Origin of the sequence: Streptomyces sp. NPDC002580 (assembly GCF_042889485.1) — a bacterium.
Taxonomy (GTDB): Bacteria; Actinomycetota; Actinomycetes; order Streptomycetales; family Streptomycetaceae; genus Streptomyces.
In genome coordinates this window covers 121926-143064 of the sequence record NZ_JBIAQZ010000011.1, presented here as the reverse complement: position 1 = coordinate 143064, position 21139 = coordinate 121926, and the positions used below count along the sequence as shown (strand labels likewise).

Genomic DNA, 21139 nt, shown 5'->3' with positions numbered 1-21139 from the left:
GGTATCAGACCGCCCTCATCAGCAGGGTCGCGGCGACGAGGATGGCCGCACCGCCGAACATCGAGACCGCGTAACTGCGCGCGTAGCCGTTCTGCAGCCTGCGCAGCCGTCCGGAGAGGCCGCCCACCGAGGCCGCCGTTCCGTTGACGACTCCGTCGACCAGGGTGTGGTCGACGTACACCAGGGAGCGGGTGAGGTGCTCACCGCCGCGCACCAGCACGACATGGTTGAAGTCGTCCTGGAGCAGGTCGCGCCGGGCCGCCCGGGTGAGCAGGGAGCCGCGCGGGGCGACGACCGGGACGGGTCCGCGGCCGTACTGGAGGTAGGCGATGCCGACGCCGACGACCAGCAGCACCATGGTGGCCGCGGTGACCGTGAGGGCGCTGACGGGCGAGTCGCCCTCGGAGTGCCCGGTGACCGGCTCCAGCCAGTGCAGGAAGCGGTCGCCGATGCTGAAGAATCCGCCGGCGAAGACCGAGCCGAAGGCCAGCACGATCATCGGGATCGTCATGGACCTCGGCGACTCGTGCGGGTGCGGCTCGTGGCCGTCCGCATCGGGCTGCCAGCGCTCCTCCCCGAAGAAGGTCATGATCATCACGCGTGTCATGTAGTACGCGGTGATCGCCGCGCCCAGCAGGGTCACGCTGCCGAGGATCCAGCCCTCGGTGCCGCCCTTGGCGAAGGCGGCCTCGATGATCTTGTCCTTGGAGAAGAAGCCGGACAGGCCCGGGAAGCCGATGATCGCGAGATAGCCGAGGCCGAAAGTCACGAAGGTGACCGGCATGTACTTCCTGAGGCCGCCGAACTTCCTCATGTCGACCTCGTCGTTCATACCGTGCATGACCGATCCGGCGCCGAGGAAGAGCCCGGCCTTGAAGAAGCCGTGCGTCACCAGGTGCATGATCGCGAAGACGTAGCCGATGGGGCCGAGTCCCGCCGCGAGGATCATGTAGCCGATCTGCGACATGGTCGAGCCGGCGAGCGCCTTCTTGATGTCGTCCTTCGCGCAACCGACGATCGCACCGAACAGGAGCGTGACCGCGCCGACGACGGTGACGACGAGCTGGGCGTCGGGGGCTCCGTTGAAGACGGCCGCCGACCGGACGATCAGGTACACGCCCGCGGTCACCATGGTGGCGGCGTGGATGAGGGCCGAGACCGGGGTCGGGCCCTCCATCGCGTCCCCGAGCCAGGACTGCAGCGGCACCTGGGCGGACTTGCCGCAGGCCGCGAGCAGCAACATCAGGGCGACGGCGGTGAGTTTGCCCTCCGTGGCGTCCCCGACCAGCCCCGGGTGCTCCTCGGTACCGAGCATCGGCCCGAAGGCGAACGTCCCGAAGGTCGTGAACATCAGCATGATGGCGATGGACAGACCCACGTCGCCGACGCGGTTGACCAGGAAGGCCTTCTTGGCGGCGGTGGCGGCGCTGGGCTTGTGCTGCCAGAAGCCGATGAGCAGGTACGAGGCGAGACCGACGCCCTCCCAGCCGACGTACAGCAGCAGGTAGTTGTCGGCGAGGACGAGCAGCAGCATCGCCGCCAGGAACAGGTTCAGATAGCCGAAGAAGCGGCGGCGGCGCTCGTCGTGCTCCATGTACCCGATCGAGTACAGGTGGATCAGCGAGCCGACGCCGGTGATCAGCAGAACGAACGTCATCGACAGCTGGTCGAGCTGGAAGCCGACGTCGGCGCGGAAGTCCCCGACGGCGATCCAGCTGTACAGATGCTGTGTGAGGGTCCGGTCCTCGGGGCTCTTCCCGAGCATGTCGGCGAAGAGCACGGCGCCGATCACGAAGGAGGCCGACGCGAGCGCGGTGCCGATCCAGTGACCGACGGCGTCCAGCCGCCGTCCGCCGCACAGCAGTACGGCCGCTCCGAGCAGAGGCGCCGCGATCAGCAGCGCAATGAGATTGTCCACGATTCAGCGACCCCTTACAGCTTCATCAGGCTGGCGTCGTCGACCGAGGCCGAGTGGCGGGAACGGAACAGCGACACGATGATCGCGAGCCCGACCACGACCTCCGCGGCGGCGACGACCATCGTGAAGAACGCGAAGATCTGACCGTCGAGATTGCCGTGCAGGCGGGAGAAGGCGACGAAGGCGAGATTGCAGGCGTTCAGCATCAGTTCGACGCACATGAACACCACGATCGCGTTCCGTCTGATCAGCACACCGGTGGCGCCGATCGTGAACAACAAGGCTGCGAGGTAGAGGTAGTTGACCGGGTTCACTTGGACGCCTCCTCCGGCTTCGTGCGCTCCAGGCGCTCCTCGGCGCGCTGCTCCAGCGCCTTCAGGTCGCTCAGCGCCTGCGCCGACACGTCACGGACCTGACCGCGGTCACGCAGCGTCTTGCTGACGGTCAGCTCGGAAGGAGTGCCGTCGGGGAGCAGGCCCGCGATGTCCACCGCGTTGTGCCGGGCGTAGACGCCCGGCGCCGGCAGCGGCGGTACGTGCTTGCCCTCGCGCACGCGCTGCTCGGACAGCTCGCGCTGGGTCTTCGGTCGCTCGGTGCGCTCGCGGTGCGTCAGCACCATGGCACCGACGGCGGCCGTGATGAGCAGGGCGCCGGTGATCTCGAAGGCGAACACGTACTTCGTGAAGATGAGGGCGGCGAGGCCCTCCACGTTGCCGTTCGCGTTCGCCTTCGCCAGGCCGTCGAAGTCCTCGATGGACGCGTTGCCGATGCCGGCGAACAGCAGGATCCCGAAGCCGAGTCCGCAGAGCAGGGCCAGCCAGCGCTGCCCCTTGATGGTCTCCTTCAGCGAGTCCGCCGCGGTGACACCGACGAGCATGACGACGAAGAGGAAGAGCATCATGATCGCGCCGGTGTAGACGACGACCTGCACGATGCCCAGGAAGTACGCGCCGTTGGCGAGGTAGAACACCGCCAGGATGATCATGGTTCCGGCGAGACACAGGGCGCTGTGCACGGCCTTCTTCATGAAGACGGTGCACAGGGCGCCGATCACCGCCACGGTGCCGAGGACCCAGAACTGGAAGGCCTCTCCGGTGGAGGTCGAGTAGGCGGCCAGGTCGGTCATGCCTCCGCCCCCTCTCCGGAAGCCGTGCCCGGCCCGGTCGCCGAGGGGTGCAACTCGCCCTGGGAGACGGCCACCTGGCGCTCCGTGCCGGGCGCCGCCTCGGTCACAAGACCCCGGTAGTAGTCCTGCTCGTCCGTGCCCGGGAAGATCGAGTGCGGTGTTTCCACCATGCCCTCCTCCAGACCCGCGAGCAGCTGCTCCTTGGTGTAGATGAGGTTGGCGCGGCTGCTGTCGGCGAGCTCGAACTCGTTCGTCATCGTCAGCGCGCGCGTGGGGCACGCCTCGATGCACAGACCGCACAGGATGCAGCGGGCGTAGTTGATCTGATAGACGCGGCCGTAGCGCTCACCCGGGGAGTAGCGCTCCTCCTCGGTGTTGTCCGCGCCCTCCACGTAGATCGCGTCCGCGGGGCAGGCCCAGGCGCACAGCTCACAGCCGACACACTTCTCCAGGCCGTCCGGATGGCGGTTGAGCTGGTGCCGGCCGTGGAACCGCGGAGCGGTGGTCTTCGGCTGTTCCGGGTACTGCTCGGTCAGCCGCTTCTTGAACATGGCCTTGAAGGTCACGCCGAAACCGGCGACGGGGTTCTGGAAACCCGGTTTGGTCTCCTTCGGCTCCTCAGCCATCGGACCCCTCCTTTCGGTCACGAGATCCGGCGATCGATCCGTCACTCGCAGTATCGGACCCGCCACTGACAACCAACTCCCGCTCACGGCGCGGGCGGCGGCGCGGAACCGGCGGCAACTCCTGCCCGGGCAGCGGGGGCACCGGGAATCCACCGGCCATGGGATCGAAGGCGGCGGGCTCGGCGGGCTTCGCCTGGGCCTCCTGCTTGTCGCGGAAGATGTCCGCCACGAACGACAGCAGCAGCAGGACGAGGACGCCTCCGCCGACGTACAGGCCGATGTCCGCGAAGTCGTAGTTCTCGTTGCGCAGCGTCCGCACCGTCGCGACGAGCATCAGCCAGACCACGGAGACCGGGATGAGGACCTTCCAGCCCAGTTTCATCAGCTGGTCGTAGCGGACGCGCGGCAGCGTGCCGCGCAGCCAGATGAAGAAGAACAGCAGCAGCTGCACCTTCACCACGAACCAGAGCATCGGCCACCAGCCGTGGTTGGCGCCCTCCCAGAAGGTGCTGATCGGCCACGGGGCCCGCCAGCCGCCCAGGAAGAGCGTCGTCGAAACGGCCGAGACCGTCACCATGTTCACGTACTCGGCGAGCATGAACAGCGCGAACTTGATCGACGAGTACTCGGTGTTGAAACCGCCGACCAGGTCGCCCTCGGACTCCGGCATGTCGAACGGGGCCCGGTTCGTCTCACCGATCATCGTCACGATGTAGATGAGGAACGACACCGGCAGCAGGACGATGTACCAGCGGTCGTGCTGCTGCTCGACGATCGTCGAGGTCGACATCGACCCGGAGTAGAGGAACACCGAGGCGAACGCGGCACCCATGGCGATCTCGTACGAGATCATCTGGGCGCAGGACCGCAGACCGCCCAGGAGGGGATAGGTGGACCCGGAGCTCCAGCCGGCGAGCACGATCCCGTAGATGCCGACCGAGGCCACCGCGAGGATGAAGAGCATCGCGATCGGCAGGTCGGTCAGCTGCATCGTGGTGCGCTGGCCGAAGATCGAGATCTCGTTGTCGGCCGGGCCGAAGGGGATCACCGCGATCGCCATGAAGGCCGGGATGGCCGCGACGATCGGCGCGAGGACGTAGACCACCTTGTCCGCGCGCTTGACGATCAGGTCTTCCTTGAGCATCAGCTTTACGCCGTCGGCGAGCGACTGGAGCATGCCCCAGGGGCCGTGCCGGTTGGGGCCGATGCGCAACTGCATCCAGGCGACGACCTTGCGCTCCCACACGATGGAGAAGAGCACGGTCACCATCAGGAAGGCGAAGCAGAACACCGCCTTGACGACGACCAGCCACCAGGGGTCGTGGCCGAACATCGAAAGGTCTTCAGCGGCGAGGTACGGCGTCATGCCTCCACCTCCTTGGGAGCCTCGGCGGCGGCGGTCGCCGGGCCGATGCGGACGAGTGCGCCGGGCAGCGCCCCGGTGTCGGAGGCGACGCCCGTGCCGGTCGAGTTCAGCGGGAGCCAGACCACGCGGTCGGGCATCTCGGTGATCTGCAGCGGCAGTTCGACCACTCCGGCGGGACCGCTCACGGCGAGGACGTCACCGTTCTTGATCCCGGCCTCGGCGGCCGTGGCGGCCGACACGCGCGCGTGGGCGGCGTGCCGGGTCCCGGCGAGCGCGGTGTCGCCCTCCTGGAGCCGCCCCTGGTCGAGCAACAGCCGGTGCCCGGCCAGTACGGCCTCCCCGGCGGCCGGACGCGGCAACTGCGCCCCGGACTCCAGGGGGTCCGTGGCGTGCGGTCCGTCCCAGGCGCCGAGCCGGTCGAGCTCTCCGCGCGCGGTGCGCAGGTCCGGCAGCCCCAGGTGTACGTCCATGGCGTCGGCCAGCATCTGCAGGACGCGGAGGTCGGCGGGCGCCAGGCGCCGGGTCATCTGTTCCGGCTTGAGGGCCGCCTCGAAGGAGCGGACCCGGCCTTCCCAGTTGAGGAAGCTTCCGGGCTTCTCGGCGACCGCGGCGACCGGCAGGACGACGTCCGCGTGCTCGGTGACCTCGCTGGGCCGCAGTTCGAGCGACACGAGGAAGCCCACCTCGGACAGTGCCGCACGCGCGCGTGCCGGGTCGGGGAGGTCGGCGACCTCCACACCCGCGACCAGAAGGGCCCGCAGTTCACCGCCGACGGCGGCCTCCACGATCTGGCCGGTGTCGCGGCCGTAACGGTGCGGCAGTTCGGAGACTCCCCAGGCTGCCGCGACCTCGTCCCGCGCGCGCGGGTCGGTGGCCGGGCGTCCGCCCGGCAGCAGCGACGGCAGCGCGCCCGCCTCGATCGCGCCGCGCTCCCCGGCCCGGCGCGGAATCCACACCAGGTGGGCGCCGGTGGCGGTGGCAGCCCGTACGGCCGCGGTGAGCCCGCCCGCCACGGCGGCCAGCCGCTCGCCGACGGCGATCACCGCGCCCTCGGTACGCAGGGCTTCGGCAGCCTTGGCGCCGTCGCCTTCCAGGCCGACACCGCTGGCGAGCGCGTCCAGCCACTCGGTCTCGGTGCCGGGCGCGGCCGGCAACAGCGTGCCGCCCGCCTTCTCCAGGCCGCGGGTGGCGTGCGTGGCGAGGGAGAAGGTCTGCTGCCCGTGCCCGCGCCATGCCTTGCGCAGCCGGAGGAAGACTCCGGGAGCCTCCTCCTCGGACTCGAAGCCCGCGAGCAGGACGGCGGGCGCCTTCTCCAGAGAGGTGTACGTGACACCCGTACCGTCGAGGTCCCGGCCGCGTCCGGCGACCCGGGCGGCCAGGAAGTCGGCCTCCTCGGAGCTGTGCACGCGCGCGCGGAAGTCGATGTCGTTCGTGTCGAGGGCCACGCGCGCGAACTTGCTGTACGCGTAGGCGTCCTCGACGGTGAGCCGGCCGCCGGTGAGGACACCGGCCCGGCCGCGGGCCGCCGTCAGCCCCTGCGCCGCGGCCTGAAGGGCCTCGGGCCAGGACGCGGGCTCCAGGACGCCCGCGGCGTTGCGCACCAGCGGCGTGTCGAGGCGGTCACGCTGCTGCGTGTACCGGAACCCGAACCGCCCCTTGTCGCAGAGCCACTCCTCGTTGACCTCGGGGTCCGGGGCCGCGAGGCGCCGCATCACCTTGCCGCGCCGGTGGTCGGTGCGCGTCGCGCAGCCGCCGGAGCAGTGCTCGCACACGGAGGGCGAGGAGATGAGGTCGAACGGACGCGAGCGGAAGCGGTACGCCGCCGACGTGAGCGCGCCGACCGGGCAGATCTGGATCGTGTTCCCGGAGAAGTACGACTCGAACGGGTCGCCGTCACCGGTGCCGACCTGCTGGAGCGCGCCCCGCTCGATCAGTTCGATCATCGGGTCGCCGGCGATCTGGTTGGAGAAGCGGGTGCAGCGGGCGCACAGCACGCACCGCTCGCGGTCGAGCAGCACCTGCGTGGAGATCGGAACCGGCTTCTCGTACGTCCGCTTCCTGCCCTCGAAGCGGGACTCGGCGTTGCCGTGCGACATCGCCTGGTTCTGCAGGGGGCACTCACCGCCCTTGTCGCAGACCGGGCAGTCCAGCGGGTGGTTGATGAGGAGCAGTTCCATCACACCGTGCTGCGCCTTCTCGGCGACCGGCGAGGTGAGATGAGTCTTGACGACCATCCCGTCCGTACAGGTGATCGTGCACGACGCCATGGGCTTGCGCTGGCCCTCGACCTCGACGATGCACTGGCGGCAGGCGCCGGCCGGGTCGAGGAGCGGGTGGTCGCAGAACCGGGGGATCTCGATGCCGAGTTCTTCGGCGGCCCGGATGACCAGGGTGCCCTTGGGCACGCTGATCTCGACGCCGTCGATCGTCAGCGAGACGAGGTCCTCCGGGGGGACCGCCGCTTCCCCGCCTCCGGAGGGAGCGCTGGTGGTCACTGTCATGCGTTCACCTCCGTGTGCTTGTCCGCCCAGAGGGTCGACCGGGCGGGGTCGAAGGGGCAGCCGCGGCCCGTGATGTGCTGCTCGTACTCCTCGCGGAAGTACTTGAGCGAGGAGAAGATCGGCGAGGCGGCACCGTCGCCGAGGGCGCAGAAGGACTTGCCGTTGATGTTGTCGGCGATGTCGTTCAGCTTGTCGAGGTCGGACATGGCGCCCTTGCCGGCCTCGATGTCGCGGAGCAACTGCACGAGCCAGTAGGTGCCTTCGCGGCAGGGCGTGCACTTGCCGCAGGACTCGTGGGCGTAGAACTCGGTCCAGCGGGTGACGGCGCGTACGACACAGGTCGTCTCGTCGAAGCACTGGAGTGCTTTCGTGCCGAGCATGGAACCCGCGGCGCCCACTCCTTCGTAGTCAAGAGGGACGTCGAGGTGCTCGTCGGTGAACATCGGCGTCGAGGAGCCGCCCGGCGTCCAGAACTTCAGCCGGTGACCGGGGCGCATCCCGCCGCTCATGTCGAGGAGTTGGCGCAGCGTGATGCCGAGCGGAGCCTCGAACTGGCCGGGGCTGGCGACATGGCCGCTGAGCGAGTAGAGCGTGAAGCCCGGGGACTTCTCGCTGCCCATCGACCTGAACCATTCCTTGCCCTTTTGCAGAATTGCGGGAACCGACGCGATCGACTCGACGTTGTTCACAACAGTCGGGCACGCATAGAGCCCAGCGACAGCAGGGAAAGGGGGGCGGAGCCGCGGTTGTCCACGGCGGCCTTCGAGCGAGTCGAGCAGCGCGGTCTCCTCACCGCAGATGTACGCGCCCGCGCCCGCGTGCACGGTGAGCTGGAGGTCGAGTCCGCTGCCCAGGATGTTCTCGCCGAGGTAGCCCGCCGCGTAGGCCTCACGTACGGCCTCGTGCAACCGCCGCAGTACGGGGACCACTTCACCGCGAAGATAGATGAACGCATGCGAAGACCGGATGGCATAACACGCGATCACAATGCCCTCGATGAGGCTGTGCGGGTTCGCGAAGAGGAGCGGGATGTCCTTACAGGTCCCCGGCTCCGATTCGTCGGCGTTGACAACTAGATAGTGTGGCTTTCCATCACCTTGAGGAATGAACTGCCATTTCATTCCCGTGGGGAATCCCGCCCCGCCGCGGCCCCTCAGTCCGGATTCCTTGACGTACGCGATCAAGTCGTCCGGTGACATGGCGAGGGCCTTGCGCAGCCCCTCGTACCCCTCGTGCCTCCGGTAGACGTCCAGCGTCCAGGACCGGTCCTCGTCCCAGAAGGCCGACAGCACGGGTGCGAGCAACTTCTCGGGACTCGTTTCGTTGATCTCGGCTGCCAAGGTCATCACTCCCCCTCCTCTGCGACAGGACCCGCCGGGTGGGACGGGTCGGAGGCCGACGTGTCCTGCGGCGCGTCGTGCGAACTCGGGTGCTCGGCGGGCCGCTGGTTCTGGGGTGCTCCTCCGCCCCGCGGGTGCACCACGCGCGCGGGGGTGCTCTCCCCCTTGGCCAGGCGCAGTCCCACCAGTGACGCGTGGCCGGCGCTGCCGCCACCGTCGACGGCACCCTCCCGCTCGTCGGGGAAGCCGGCCAGGATCCGGGCGGTGTCCTTGAAGGTGCACAGACGGGCACCGCGGGTGGGCTCGACCTCGGCTCCCGCGCGCAGGTCGTCGACGAGGTGCTTGGCCGACTCGACGGTCTGGTTGTCGAAGAACTCCCAGTTGACCATCACGACGGGAGCGAAGTCGCAGGCCGCGTTGCACTCGATGTGCTCCAGGGTGACCAGGCCGTCGCCGGTGGTCTCCCCGTTGCCGACGCCCAGGTGATCCTGGAGCGCCTCGAAGATGGCGTCACCGCCCATGACGGCACACAGGGTGTTGGTGCAGACACCCACCTGGTAGTCACCGCTCGGCTTGCGCCGGTACATCGAGTAGAAGGTCGCGACCGCGTTGACCTCGGCCGTCGTCAGACCCAGTACCTCCGCGCAGAACCGCTGTCCCGTGCGCGTGACATGGCCCTCCTGCGACTGCACGAGATGCAGCAACGGAAGGAGCGCCGAGCGGGAGTCGGGATAGCGGGCGATGATCTCGCGCGCGTCCGCCTCCAGCCGGGCTCGGACATCGGCCGGGTAGTCGGGCGCGGGCAGTTGGGGCATGCCCAGGCTGACGCCCTCGGGGGTCGTGGTCACCGGTCGACGCCTCCCATCACGGGGTCGATGGACGCGACGGCGACGATGACGTCGGCGATCTGGCCGCCTTCACACATCGCCGCCATGGCCTGCAGGTTGGTGAAGGACGGGTCGCGGAAGTGGACCCGGTAGGGGCGGGTGCCTCCGTCGGAGACGACGTGCACCCCGAGCTCGCCCTTGGGCGACTCGACCGCCGCGTACGCCTGTCCCGGCGGGACGCGGAAGCCTTCGGTCACCAGCTTGAAGTGGTGGATCAGGGCCTCCATGGAGGTGCCCATGATCTTCTTGATGTGGTCGAGCGAGTTGCCGAGACCGTCGGGGCCGAGCGCGAGCTGGGCGGGCCAGGCGATCTTCTTGTCGGCGACCATGACCGGGCCGGGCTGGAGCCGGTCCAGGCACTGCTCGACGATCCGCAGCGACTGGCGCATCTCCTCCAGGCGGATCAGGAAGCGCCCGTAGGAGTCGCAGGTGTCGGCGGTCGGGACCTCGAAGTCGTAGGTCTCGTAGCCGCAGTACGGCTGGGACTTGCGCAGGTCGTGCGGGAGGCCCGCCGAGCGCAGGACCGGGCCGGTGGCACCGAGGGCCATGCAGCCGGCGAGGTCGAGGTAGCCGACGTCCTGCATACGGGCCTTGAAGATGGGGTTCCCGGTGGCGAGCTTGTCGTACTCGGGAAGGTTCTTCTTCATCTTCTTCACGAACTCGCGGATCTGGTCCACCGCGCCCGGGGGCAGGTCCTGGGCGAGTCCGCCGGGGCGGATGTACGCGTGGTTCATCCGCAGGCCGGTGATCAGCTCGTAGATGTCGAGAATGAGTTCACGATCACGGAATCCGTAGATCATGATCGTGGTGGCGCCCAGCTCCATGCCACCGGTGGCGATGCACACCAGGTGGGAGGAGAGCCGGTTCAGCTCCATGAGGAGCACGCGGATGATCGAGGCGCGGTCGGGGATCTCGTCCGTGATGCCGAGGAGCTTCTCGACGCCCAGGCAGTACGCCGTCTCGTTGAAGAACGGCGTCAGGTAGTCCATGCGCGTCACGAACGTGGTGCCCTGGGTCCACGTGCGGAATTCGAGGTTCTTCTCGATGCCGGTGTGGAGGTAGCCGATGCCGCAGCGGGCCTCGGTGACCGTCTCGCCGTCGATCTCCAGGATGAGCCGGAGCACACCGTGGGTGGACGGGTGCTGCGGACCCATGTTGACGATGATGCGCTCGTCGTCGGACTTGGCCGCCGACTGGGCGATCTCGTCCCAGTCGCCACCGGTGACCGTATATACGGTGCCCTCGGTCGTCTCGCGGGCCGAAGCGGCTGATGCCCCGGAAGGGGTCTGCGTGCTCATGAGTACGACCTCCGCTGGTCCGGAGCCGGGATCTGGGCGCCCTTGTACTCGACGGGGATGCCGCCGAGGGGGTAGTCCTTGCGCTGCGGGAACCCTTGCCAGTCGTCCGGCATCATGATCCGCGTCAGCGCCGGGTGACCGTCGAAGATCAGCCCGAAGAAGTCCCACGCCTCGCGCTCGTGCCAGTCGTTCGTCGGATAGACGGAGACGAGCGAGGGGATGTGCGGGTCCGCGTCGGGGGCGCTGACCTCCAGCCGGATCAACCGGTTGTGGGTGATCGAGCGCAGGTGGTACACGGCGTGCAGCTCGCGGCCCTTGTCGTGCGGGTAGTGGACGCCCGAGACGCCGGTACACAGCTCGAAGCGGAGGGCCGGGTCGTCGCGCAGGGTCTGCGCGACGCGGAGCAGGTACTCGCGTTCGACGTGGAAGGTCATCTCGTCACGGTCGACGACCGTCTTCTCGATGACGTTCTCGGGGACGAGCCCCTGTTCCTCCAGGGCGCCCTCCAGCTCGTCGGCCACCTCGTCGAACCAGCCGCCGTAGGGACGGTTGGCCGCGCCGGGGAGCCGGATCGAGCGGACCAGGCCGCCGTAGCCGGAGGTGTCGCCGCCCTTGTCGGCGCCGAACATGCCGCGCTGGACGCGGATCTCCTCGCCCTTGTCGCCTCGCTGGCCGGGGAGGTTGGAGGCGCCCAGGTCCTTCTCGGGGTTGACCCCGTTGCCGTTCGCGTCGCTCACCGCAGCAGGCCCTTCATCTCGATGATGGGGAGCGCCTTGAGCGCCGCTTCCTCCGCCTCGCGGGCCGCTTCCTCGGCGTTCACGCCGAGCTTGGAGCTCTGGATCTTCTGGTGGAGCTTGAGAATCGCGTCCATCAGCATCTCGGGCCTCGGCGGACATCCGGGCAAATAGATGTCGACCGGGACGATGTGGTCAACTCCTTGCACAATGGCGTAGTTGTTGAACATTCCGCCCGATGAGGCACAAACACCCATGGAGATGACCCACTTGGGGTTGGGCATCTGGTCATAGACCTGCCGCAGCACCGGCGCCATCTTCTGGCTCACCCGGCCGGCCACGATCATCAGGTCGGCCTGGCGGGGCGACCCGCGGAAGACCTCCATACCGAAGCGCGCCAGGTCGTAACGCCCCGCGCCGGTCGTCATCATCTCGATGGCGCAGCAGGCGAGTCCGAACGTCGCGGGGAAGACGGACGCCTTGCGCACCCAGCCCGCGGCCTGCTCGACGGTGGTCAGCAGGAATCCGCTCGGCAGCTTTTCTTCGAGTCCCATGCTTAAAGGCCCCTCAGTCCCATTCCAGGCCGCCGCGCCGCCATACGTACGCGTACGCGACGAAGACGGTGAGCACGAAGAGCAGCATCTCCACGAGCCCGAAAACACCCAGGGCGTCGAAGGTGACAGCCCAGGGGTAGAGGAAGACGATCTCGATGTCGAAGACGATGAAGAGCATCGCCGTCAGGTAGTACTTGATGGGAAAGCGCCCACCGCCGACAGGCGTGGGGGTCGGCTCGATGCCACACTCGTAGGCATCGAGCTTGGCGCGGTTGTACCGCTTCGGACCGATCAGCGTGGCCATGACCACGGAGAAGATCGCAAAGCCTGCCCCGAGGGCTCCCAGTACGAGGATCGGCGCATACGCGTTCACGCTCCTCGCTCCTCTCAGTCGGCACTGACTGGTGGCGGTTCGGCGAGCCTGCACCCCTGCCCCATCAGCACCGCGAACCCCGCCTGTCCCGACGAAGATCGCGGACATGTGAAGCAGGTCACAAGCCCAACTGCCTCGCATCTTATGCCCGGCGGTCTGTGATCTGCGACACGGGGTATTGCACAAGCTTTGTGATCTCCACCACCTGACGAACGATCATGAAGTCGGATGAGCGGTGATCTTCGTACGCGAAGCGTCAGGTCGATCACTAGATGTGACATTTTCGCTCATCACCGCAGGTCGAGGGCGGCGTCTCACTATCAAGAGACTTCCTGTGCATGCAAATTGGTGCTGGGCGCGACCCCCTGATAGTGGAGCGCGTTCACACTTCAGGGTGGCCGCATGGACGGGTGTGGACACGTGCACGCGTTCACGAGCGGGGGGCGACTGCGGTTCACGCGGGGGACGCGGCGGTCCGAGCGATCGTTCCGTGACCTGCGTCACACCTACCTGTGGGTCAGATAAGCCGGGCTTGGCCATCGGCTTCAACCGGTGGTAGGTGGCGGGCAATTCGGACGTAATACTGAAAGACCATGATCAAGGGCTTGGTGGACGGTGTCCGCAATGCCCGTTACGGCGTCAATAAAGAGTGACGCGCGACGAATTCGGGCGTGGATTGAACAACTGTGGCGCACCACACGTTTCTTGAAGGTATGGAGGATGCCCTGGTACCGCTTGTTCCCATGTCCCACACCGCTCACATACGAAGCCACCGGAAGCCCCGCCGCAACGCCTCGTCGCTCGCGATGCGCGCCGGAGTTGCCGGTGGCGTTCTCAGCACCCTGGCAGTGGCCGGGGCGGCGGGTTCGGCGAACGCAGCCGAGTCCGTGACGCAGACCTTCGAACTGCCCACCCTGACGGCCGACCTGGCCACTCAGGTCGCGCAGTCCGCGGACGCCACGCAGCAGGCCGCGGCCGACTACCAGCTCCAGGCGGAGCGTGACTCGGCCGCCGCCAAGGCCGCCAAGCAGGCCAAGGCCGACCTGGCCGACGCCAAGGCGGAGGCCAAGCAGAAGGCCGAGGCCGCTCGGAAGGCCGCGGCGGCCGAGGCCGTCTCGCGTTCCTCGGCGCGGACCGTCCTGTCCGCCGGCACGTCGACGTCCACGAACGTCGCCGCCCCGGCCAGCGGCAGTGTCGCGACCGTGGTCGCGTTCCTCAAGGCCCAGGTCGGCGACGCGTATGTCATGGGCGGCACCGGGCCCAACGCGTGGGACTGCTCCGGTCTCGTCCAGGCGGCGTTCAAGCAGGTCGGCGTCGACCTGCCGCGCGTCTCGCAGGACCAGTCGACGTCCGGTACGCCGGTTTCGCTGTCGAATCTCCAGGTCGGCGACATCCTGTACTGGGGCTCGGCCGGTTCGGCGTACCACGTCGGGGTGTACATCGGTGGCGGGCAGTACCTGGACGCGGCGAACCCTTCCAAGGGTGTCGTGATTCAGGATCTTTCGGGCTACCCGGCGACGGGCGCGGTGCGCGTGCTCTGACCCGCGGGGTTTCTTCCCGAGGACCGCTTCCTGTTCGGGGAGCGGTCCTTCGGGCTGTTCGCGTACACGGCACGGCGAGCCGCGGGAGTGCGGGCATCGGTGCCGGATCGAGCGACCCCTACGGCCGGCTGTTGACCACTCACCGCTGACCACTCACCGCTGACCGCTCACTGCTGGCCGCTCACTGCTGGCCGGCGAGGGCGACCGGTGAGGGCAGGCCACCGGCCCACCACGGCGCCGTCGCGCCCGGAGGGGACAGGGACACCCCATGGGTGCGCCGGCCGTCCAGGGGACCGGTCTCGGTCGCTTCCCTGCCCTTCCCCCTGCCCTCCGCTCACGCCGGCGGGTCACCGCGGAGCCGGCCGGTGGAGCCACCGAGGTCCGGGAAGCGACGCCGCCGACCGCTCGGGCGGTCGGCGGAGCCACTCGGTGGCCGCTCGGGCGGCCCGGCCGGTCAGGCCTTGGGGGCCACCTTCGAGAGGCCGTTGATGATGCGGTCCATCGCGTCGCCGCCCGTCGGGTCGGTGAGGTTCGCGAGCATCTTCAGCGTGAACTTCATCAGCAGCGGGTGGCTCAGACCGCGCTGCGTGGCGATCTTCATGACCTTCGGGTTGCCGATGAGCTTCACGAAGGCGCGACCGAGCGTGTAGTAGCCGCCGTAGGTGTCCTTGAGGACGCGCGGGTAGCGCTGGAGGGCCAGTTCGCGCTGGCCGGGGGTGGCGCGCGCGTGGGCCTGGACGATGACGTCGGCGGCGATCTGGCCGGACTCCATGGCGTAGGCGATGCCCTCGCCGTTGAAGGGGTTCACCAGACCACCGGCGTCACCCACCAGCAGCAGGCCCTTGGTGTAGTGCGGCTGCCGGTTGAAGGCCATGGGGAGGGCGGCGCCGCGGATCGGGCCGGTCATGTTCTCGGGGGTGTAGCCCCAGTCCTCCGGCATCGAGGCGCACCAGGCCTTCAGTACCTCGCGCCAGTCGAGTTCCTTGAAGGAGTCGGAGGTGTTGAGGACGCCGAGGCCGACGTTCGAGGTGCCGTCGCCCATGCCGAAGATCCAGCCGTAGCCGGGCAGCAGCCGGTCCTCGGCACCCCGGCGGTCCCACAGCTCCAGCCAGGACTCCAGGTAGTCGTCGTCGTGACGCGGCGAGGTGAAGTAGGTACGGACGGCGACGCCCATCGGGCGGTCCTCGCGGCGGTGCAGGCCCATCGCGAGGGAGAGGCGGGTGGAGTTGCCGTCGGCCGCGACCACCAGGGGCGCGTGGAAGGTCACCTCCCGCTTCTCCTTGGAGTCGGCGTCGCCCAGCTTCGCGTTGACGCCGGTGATGCGGCCGGTGCGGTCGTCGATGATCGGGGCACCGACGTTGCAGCGCTCGTACAGCCGCGCGCCCGCCTTCTGCGCCTGCCGGGCGAGCTGCTCGTCGAAGTCGTCCCGCTTCCGCACGAGTCCGTAGTCGGGGAAGGTGGCGAGATCCGGCCAGTCGAGCTGGAGGCGTACGCCGCCGCCGATGATGCGCAGGCCCTTGTTCCGGAGCCAGCCGGCTTCCTCGGAGATGTCGATGCCCATCGACACCAGTTGCTTGGTGGCGCGCGGGGTCAGCCCGTCCCCGCAGACCTTCTCGCGCGGGAAGGCCGTCTTCTCCAGGAGCAGGACGTCGAGTCCCGCTTTCGCCAGGTAGTACGCGGTGGTGGAACCGGCTGGCCCCGCCCCGACGACGATGACGTCGGCGGTGTTTTCGGAGAGGGGTTGGGGCTCGGTCACGGCGGGGTCTCCCCAAGACTCGAAATCAACGTGCCGACGGGCACTGGACATGGGCAGTCTATGCAGCGGTACCGATCACCTGGCTGAAGGGCTGCCCCGTGAACCGAGCTCTCCCCGATGTACGACTGCGCGTCCCCACCGACGAGGACGCGTCCGCGTGGGCCAGGGTCTTCGACGACCCGGAGGTCATGGAGTTCCACGGCGGCCGTGCGGCCGAGCCGTCGGTGTACGAGGAACTCACGGCGCGCCAGCGGCGCCACGACGCGGAGCACGGCTTCTGCCTGTGGACGATGGTCGGCCCCGGGGACGAGGTGTTGGGCTTCACGGGCGCGCAGCCGTGGCCGCACGACTGGGGACCGGCGGGGCAGATCGAGATCGGCTGGCGGCTGGGGCGGGCGCACTGGGGCAAGGGGTACGTCACGGCGGCGGCCCGCATCACCCTGGAGCGGGTTCGCGCGGCGGGCGTCACGGATGTCGTCGCCATGGTCAACGCGGGCAACACGCGTTCCATCGCGGTGACGAGACGACTCGGGATGGAACTCGCGGAACGGTTCACGCTGCCCTCGTCGAAGCAGGAGGGTCACCGCTACCGGCTCGCCCTCTGACGGAGCCCGGCAGGGCTCCGCACGGCCGGCCGGGAGTCCCGGCTGCCTGGCCCCACGGTCCCGCGGGCCCATGAGCCCGCGGGAGAAGCGGAGTCCTCAGAGCCGGGCGCGCCGGACGAGTTCTTGGGTTCAGGCCTGCTTGTAGCCGCGGTGGAGCGCCACGATGCCGCCCGTCAGATTGCGCCAGGCGACCTTCGACCAGCCGGCCTCGAGCAGTCGGTCGGCCAGTTCCGGCTGGGTCGGCCAGGCGCGGATGGACTCGGCGAGATAGACGTACGCGTCCGGGTTGGAGGACGCGGCACGGGCGACCGGGGGCAGCGCGCGCATCAGGTACTCGGTGTAGACCGTGCGGAACGGCGCCCAGGTGGGGTGCGAGAACTCGCAGATCACGACCCGGCCGCCGGGCTTCGTCACGCGGTACAGCTCACTGAGCGCCTTGTCGGTCTCCTGCACGTTGCGCAGCCCGAAGGAGATCGTGACGGCGTCGAACGTGTCGTCCTTGAACGGCAGTCGGGTGGCGTCACCGGCCGTCAGCGGCAGCCAGGGGTGGTTCCGCTTGCCGACGCGGAGCATCCCGAGGGAGAAGTCGCAGGGGACGACGTAAGCGCCGGTGCGGGCGAAGGGGAGGGACGAGGTCGCGGTACCGGCCGCGAGGTCCAGGATCTTCTGTGCGGGGCGCGCGTCGACCGCCTTCGCGACCTCCTTGCGCCACACCCGGTCCTGACCGAGCGACAACAGGTCGTTCGTCAGGTCGTACCGTTCCGCCACGTCGTCGAACATCGAGGCGACTTCGTGCGGCTGCTTGTCCAGGGATGCGCGGGTCACGTTCCCATTGTGGCAGTACGGGCCGGACGGCTCTCCGGCGCCCGGCCGCGGATGCGGGCACGGATGCGGGCGGGATGCGGGCACGGATGCGGACGGGAAGCGCGAACGGACGCGACGCGGAGCCGGGCACCGCCGCGGCGCTGGTCCGGAACCCTGCCCCGAGACGGTTCTCCGCGCGGGTCAGACCCGTACTCGGACTACGCGGAAGCGCCGCACCCGCCCCATCGATCGTGGGGAGGGTACGGCGCTCGGCGGTGGCTCCGGTCTCCGCCGCCTGTCCGTCACCGGCCGGTCTGCCTCCGGGGTCGGCTCGGGCCGGTCGTCGGCCGCTCGTTCCTACCGCGCGGTCTCCGGGATCTCGGTGAACAGCGCGGTGAGGGTGTGGGCGGCGTTCATGGTGATCGTGTAGTTCGGCGTGGTGTCCGCCTGGGTCACCCCGTCGACCTGCCAGCCGCTGAACTGGAAACCGGGGTTGGGCGTGGCCGTGACGGTGACCTGCGCACCGGGGTCGTACGGGCCGTATTCGCTCGGGTCGAGCATGCCTCCGGCGACGGGGCTGGAGGTCATGGCGAGAGACACCCGGTTGGTGACCCGGGAGACCCGGTAACCGGCGACGAACTCGGCGGCCCTGGTCGCCACGGCGGCGTTGTTGTTGTTCTCGTCCCCGAGGGGCTGGTCGCCGAGCTGGTTCACGGTGTTCGAGTACTGGTTGACCACCGCACACGGCTGGGTGCAGGCGTTGGAGTAGGCCATGATCGTGTGGTGCTGCTGGTTGGGGGTGACCCAGCCGTAGTTCTGGGTGCCCACGGGCGTGGTGCCGCCCTGGGACAGCACCGTCTTGCGGTCGTGCATCAGACCGAAGTTGTGACCGATCTCGTGCGCGAGGTTCTCCCATCCCGTGATGGAGAAGGCGCTGGTGACCGAGAAGGCGTTGTTGCTGGTCGCCGGGCCCGCGGCGGGGCTGGGCAGGTTGGCCTGCCCGGAGCTGTCCTCCGGGGGGATGGCCGCGATGAGCGCCACCAGGTCCGCGCTGAAGGCCGCCCGCTGGGCCGCCGCCGTGATCCCGAGAGTCACGTTCGTGGGGTTGCTGATCATGTTCAGCAGGGTTCCGGCGTTCTCGCGGGGGACTCCGGTCGCCTGGGTCTGGTAGGTGTTGACGACGTGCACGCTGGCCGGGACGCGGCTGGTCGCGAGCGCCCTGTTGAGCTGGTTCACGCCGTAGTCGATCCGGCTCTGGACGGCCGCGACCCCGCCGAGTTCGGTGACGGTCTCCGGGGTGTAGGCGACGACGAGGTCGATGGCCGCGGGGTTGTCGGGAGTGGCGACCCGCAGACCCGGCTTGTGCGGCTTGCTCGACCTGGTCGGAGGCAGGGTCACGGTGTCGACGCCGTGCCCGCTGGGTGGCAGTTTCAGGGAGTCGATCTCCTGCAGCAGGTATCTGCCCGGACGCTTGAGCAACGGTTTGTACAGGTACTGGCGGAAGCCGGCCTCGATCTCACCCGAGAGGGTGACCGGCCCGGAGGAACACGCTCCGATGATGGACACGGAGATGGTGTTCTCGGGGTGTCTCGGGTCGTGGCCGGACCAGAACACCGTGCCGTCCGCCTCCTGGCGCCTGAAATCCTCGATCGCGGTGAAGCCCTTGCCGTGCTTGAAGAGCGGGAAGGTGCGGCGCTCGGGAACCCCGTCCTTCTGCTTGCGGCACAGCGAGTGGAAGTCCTTGGGGTTCGTGCGCATCACGGCACTGCGCTTCACCCAGGGCTCGGGGTCGTGCCCTGGGCCGACTCCGGCGGCTGCGGGTGTGTTCAGGGCCAGCGACAGTGCGGCGGTGAGGGCGGTCGCCGCGGTGGTGGCGGCGATCATGGAACGACGCATGGGGTGTGTCAGCCTCTCTTCGGGGGGAGTTTCTCCCATGCTCCGTAGACAAGATCGCTACTGGCTCGCTGTAGGCGCCCACGCACGGCCAACCGGGGCGAGGTTCACTCGGATACCGTCCCGGCCGAGGCGTGTCGGTCCCACACCTCGGCCGCCCGACGCCCTCCTCGACGGCCCGCCACCACCCGGCCCGGCCCCCTCCGGTCCGGTCCTGCTCCGCCCGTTCCGGTCCCGACCCGTCCCGTCCGCTACGGCAGCAGTCGGGGTCGCTTGCGGGCGGCCACGTCCTCGACCCAGCCGAACAGCGGGATCGCGGTCCAGATCAGCAGCCAGCCGACGGCGAACATGAACCACTGGCTCTCCAGCGGCAGCCACTTCTCGAAGGCGGGCACCTTCCAGAACTGGTCGATCAGCGGGACGGCCAGGATCAGCGCGATCTCGTGCCACAGGTAGATCGTCACCGCCCGCCCGTTGAAGATCGTCACCACGCGGTCCAGTCTCCTGAAGCGGGCGAGCCGGGCGAAGTCGACGTCGTAGTACGCCTTGAAGTACATCAGCAGCGTCACGAAGCCCGCCGACCAGAAGGTCTGCGCGAGGGGGATCTCGTCGAGGTCGTACGTGCCGTACTCCGCCTGGTGCGCGAGGGCGTACCAGGCGCCGTAGGCGAGGGCGGCCAGCGACCCGAGGACCACCGCCGCCGGCTTCAGCCGCTGGAGGACGCCCTCGCGGTGCGCGAAGCCGACGAGCCAGCAGAAGAGGTAGGTGGCGAGGTCCGTGAGGGCGCTGCCGAGGCGGTCGTCCGGCGGCCGCGGGCCGTACTGGAGGACCACGACCGGAACGAGGGAGAGGAGCAGGACCGGAACCGGCGCCCTGCGGAAGACCTTCAGGAGGAGCGGGGAGAGCAGCACGAACCAGAGGTACGTCCGCAGGTACCAGAGGATCTCCCAGGCCTGTACGCCCCAGTCGTCGCCCGGCGGGTCGCCGACCGGGACGATCCAGAACACGATCTGCCAGCCCGGCATCCAGCCGTGGATCATCATCGCCACGACGACGAACAGGCCCCAGAACCAGAACGGGGGCAGCAGCCGCCGCATCCGGCCCCTGACCACCTGGAGAGCGGGACGTTCCAGGGACCGGGCCATCAGCGTTCCGGCGAGTGCGAACATCACGCCCATGGAGGGGAAGACCAGGCCCGCCCAGGCCCACCCGAAGGTGTGGTAGCTGACGACGCGGATCAGCGCCACGGCGCGCAGCGCGTCGAAGTAGCGGTCGCGGCCCCCCGTTCCCGCCTTCCGGGCGGGCTCCTCCGGGAAGTCCTCGGCCGGCGCTCCGGGAGCCTCGTCGGGTACCGCCTCCGGAACCCCGTCGGAACCTGCCCCGGGAGAAGGCCGGGAAGAAGCGTGGGGAGGGGGCTGGTCAGAGTGGTGCGGAGACGGCTGCGCGGACGGCTGCGGAGACATCCGGGGAGGGGCCGCCGGACCGGGTTCGGAACCGTACCGCCACGGCTCCTCGCCCGGCACCGGCTCCACGTACGGCACCGCGCCTTCGAACCGGACCCGATCCTGGGTCCGGCCCGGTTCCTCGTGCCGGACCTGTTCCCCGTACGGCAGAGTCCGCTCGGCCGGGAGCGCGTGTCCGTGGCCGTACCCGTGGCCACCGGCCGTGTATCCGTACCCGTGCCCCTCGCCGTACCCATACGCCTCGCCGTACCCATACGCCTCGCCGTACCCGTATCCCTCGCCGTCGCCGTAATCCTGCTGCCCCTGCTGCCCGTGCTGCCCCTGCCGGCCGTGCGGTTCCTGCTGCCCTTGTTG

General features: G+C 68.9%; 18 protein-coding genes. 2 read left to right on the top strand and 16 right to left on the bottom strand.

The genetic code is table 11. The annotated features are described in order from the left end of the window. Nucleotides 1-4: 4 nt before the first annotated feature. The 12 genes from nuoL to ACFYW7_RS30500 are packed head-to-tail and all read right to left on the bottom strand — an operon-like array spanning nucleotide 5 to nucleotide 12723. Nucleotides 5-1918 carry an NADH-quinone oxidoreductase subunit L gene (nuoL, locus tag ACFYW7_RS30555; RefSeq protein ID WP_389508250.1) on the bottom strand — a complete coding sequence of 638 codons (1914 nt, stop codon included), beginning with the start codon at nucleotides 1916-1918 and terminating at the stop codon, nucleotides 5-7. Nucleotides 1919-1932: 14 nt separating this feature from the next. Next, nucleotides 1933-2232, bottom strand: a complete 300-nt coding sequence (gene nuoK, locus ACFYW7_RS30550; RefSeq protein WP_081218793.1) for an NADH-quinone oxidoreductase subunit NuoK — start codon at nucleotides 2230-2232, stop codon at nucleotides 1933-1935. After that, entirely contained in the window at nucleotides 2229-3044 is an 816-nt protein-coding gene (locus tag ACFYW7_RS30545) for an NADH-quinone oxidoreductase subunit J (protein ID WP_389508246.1), read from the bottom strand. Before ACFYW7_RS30545 ends, nuoK begins: the two co-directional genes overlap by 4 nt. After that, the gene (gene nuoI, locus ACFYW7_RS30540; RefSeq protein ID WP_389508244.1) at nucleotides 3041-3670 is read right to left on the bottom strand and encodes an NADH-quinone oxidoreductase subunit NuoI; all 630 of its coding nucleotides are present in this window, start codon (nucleotides 3668-3670) and stop codon (nucleotides 3041-3043) included. The genes ACFYW7_RS30545 and nuoI overlap by 4 nt, the downstream gene beginning before the upstream one ends. After that, the gene (nuoH, locus tag ACFYW7_RS30535; RefSeq protein WP_389508242.1) at nucleotides 3663-5036 is read right to left on the bottom strand and encodes an NADH-quinone oxidoreductase subunit NuoH; all 1374 of its coding nucleotides are present in this window, start codon (nucleotides 5034-5036) and stop codon (nucleotides 3663-3665) included. The genes nuoI and nuoH overlap by 8 nt, the downstream gene beginning before the upstream one ends. Further along, a complete protein-coding gene (locus ACFYW7_RS30530) occupies nucleotides 5033-7537 on the bottom strand; it encodes an NADH-quinone oxidoreductase subunit G (RefSeq protein WP_389508240.1) in 2505 nt (834 codons plus the stop codon). Before ACFYW7_RS30530 ends, nuoH begins: the two co-directional genes overlap by 4 nt. Continuing rightward, nucleotides 7534-8886 (bottom strand): NADH-quinone oxidoreductase subunit NuoF, encoded by a 1353-nt coding sequence (gene nuoF, locus ACFYW7_RS30525; RefSeq protein WP_389508238.1) that lies wholly within the window; start codon nucleotides 8884-8886, stop codon nucleotides 7534-7536. Before nuoF ends, ACFYW7_RS30530 begins: the two co-directional genes overlap by 4 nt. Then, nucleotides 8883-9725: an NADH-quinone oxidoreductase subunit NuoE gene (gene nuoE, locus ACFYW7_RS30520; protein WP_389508236.1), complete on the bottom strand. Its 843-nt coding sequence runs from the start codon at nucleotides 9723-9725 to the stop codon at nucleotides 8883-8885. The genes nuoF and nuoE overlap by 4 nt, the downstream gene beginning before the upstream one ends. Then, nucleotides 9722-11062, bottom strand: a complete 1341-nt coding sequence (locus tag ACFYW7_RS30515) for an NADH-quinone oxidoreductase subunit D (RefSeq protein ID WP_389508234.1) — start codon at nucleotides 11060-11062, stop codon at nucleotides 9722-9724. The genes nuoE and ACFYW7_RS30515 overlap by 4 nt, the downstream gene beginning before the upstream one ends. After that, on the bottom strand, nucleotides 11059-11799 hold the full coding sequence (locus ACFYW7_RS30510; protein WP_389508232.1) for an NADH-quinone oxidoreductase subunit C: 741 nt from the start codon (nucleotides 11797-11799) through the stop codon (nucleotides 11059-11061). Before ACFYW7_RS30510 ends, ACFYW7_RS30515 begins: the two co-directional genes overlap by 4 nt. Continuing rightward, complete coding sequence (locus tag ACFYW7_RS30505) at nucleotides 11796-12350, bottom strand: NADH-quinone oxidoreductase subunit B family protein (protein ID WP_266761563.1); 555 nt, start codon at nucleotides 12348-12350, stop codon at nucleotides 11796-11798. Before ACFYW7_RS30505 ends, ACFYW7_RS30510 begins: the two co-directional genes overlap by 4 nt. Before the next feature lie 13 nt (nucleotides 12351-12363). Beyond that, a complete protein-coding gene (locus ACFYW7_RS30500; protein ID WP_037627175.1) occupies nucleotides 12364-12723 on the bottom strand; it encodes an NADH-quinone oxidoreductase subunit A in 360 nt (119 codons plus the stop codon). Nucleotides 12724-13436: 713 nt separating this feature from the next. Between ACFYW7_RS30500 and ACFYW7_RS30495 the strand changes: the two genes are divergently transcribed. Next, nucleotides 13437-14264: a C40 family peptidase gene (locus ACFYW7_RS30495; RefSeq protein ID WP_389508229.1), complete on the top strand. Its 828-nt coding sequence runs from the start codon at nucleotides 13437-13439 to the stop codon at nucleotides 14262-14264. Between the two features lie 454 nt (nucleotides 14265-14718). Here the strand turns inward: ACFYW7_RS30495 and ACFYW7_RS30490 are convergent, their stop codons facing one another. Beyond that, nucleotides 14719-16020, bottom strand: a complete 1302-nt coding sequence (locus ACFYW7_RS30490; protein ID WP_389508227.1) for a geranylgeranyl reductase family protein — start codon at nucleotides 16018-16020, stop codon at nucleotides 14719-14721. 98 nt (nucleotides 16021-16118) lie between these two features. Between ACFYW7_RS30490 and ACFYW7_RS30485 the strand changes: the two genes are divergently transcribed. Continuing rightward, nucleotides 16119-16625: a GNAT family N-acetyltransferase gene (locus ACFYW7_RS30485; RefSeq protein ID WP_389508225.1), complete on the top strand. Its 507-nt coding sequence runs from the start codon at nucleotides 16119-16121 to the stop codon at nucleotides 16623-16625. A gap of 129 nt (nucleotides 16626-16754) precedes the next feature. Here ACFYW7_RS30485 and ACFYW7_RS30480 read toward each other — a convergent pair whose 3' ends face one another. The 3 genes from ACFYW7_RS30480 to ACFYW7_RS30470 all read right to left on the bottom strand — a co-directional run bounded on the left by ACFYW7_RS30480 (nucleotide 16755) and on the right by ACFYW7_RS30470 (nucleotide 20785). Then, entirely contained in the window at nucleotides 16755-17450 is a 696-nt protein-coding gene (locus ACFYW7_RS30480; RefSeq protein ID WP_389508223.1) for a demethylmenaquinone methyltransferase, read from the bottom strand. A gap of 336 nt (nucleotides 17451-17786) precedes the next feature. After that, nucleotides 17787-19325: a reprolysin-like metallopeptidase gene (locus ACFYW7_RS30475; protein ID WP_389508221.1), complete on the bottom strand. Its 1539-nt coding sequence runs from the start codon at nucleotides 19323-19325 to the stop codon at nucleotides 17787-17789. Between the two features lie 248 nt (nucleotides 19326-19573). Next, nucleotides 19574-20785: an acyltransferase family protein gene (locus tag ACFYW7_RS30470; RefSeq protein ID WP_389508586.1), complete on the bottom strand. Its 1212-nt coding sequence runs from the start codon at nucleotides 20783-20785 to the stop codon at nucleotides 19574-19576. Between the last annotated feature and the right edge of the window lie 354 nt (nucleotides 20786-21139).

Bases quoted from the DNA above. Each gene is read 5' to 3' on its own strand.
- ACFYW7_RS30545 (WP_389508246.1), bottom strand. From the start codon at position 3,044: ATGACCGACCTGGCCGCCTACTCGACCTCCACCGGAGAGGCCTTCCAG.
- nuoI (WP_389508244.1), bottom strand. From the start codon at position 3,670: ATGGCTGAGGAGCCGAAGGAGACCAAACCGGGTTTCCAGAACCCCGTC.
- nuoH (WP_389508242.1), bottom strand. From the start codon at position 5,036: ATGACGCCGTACCTCGCCGCTGAAGACCTTTCGATGTTCGGCCACGAC.
- ACFYW7_RS30530 (WP_389508240.1), bottom strand. From the start codon at position 7,537: ATGACAGTGACCACCAGCGCTCCCTCCGGAGGCGGGGAAGCGGCGGTC.
- ACFYW7_RS30515 (WP_389508234.1), bottom strand. From the start codon at position 11,062: ATGAGCACGCAGACCCCTTCCGGGGCATCAGCCGCTTCGGCCCGCGAG.
- ACFYW7_RS30505 (WP_266761563.1), bottom strand. From the start codon at position 12,350: ATGGGACTCGAAGAAAAGCTGCCGAGCGGATTCCTGCTGACCACCGTC.
- ACFYW7_RS30495 (WP_389508229.1), top strand. From the start codon at position 13,437: ATGGAGGATGCCCTGGTACCGCTTGTTCCCATGTCCCACACCGCTCAC.
- ACFYW7_RS30475 (WP_389508221.1), bottom strand. From the start codon at position 19,325: ATGCGTCGTTCCATGATCGCCGCCACCACCGCGGCGACCGCCCTCACC.
- ACFYW7_RS30470 (WP_389508586.1), bottom strand. From the start codon at position 20,785: ATGTCTCCGCAGCCGTCCGCGCAGCCGTCTCCGCACCACTCTGACCAG.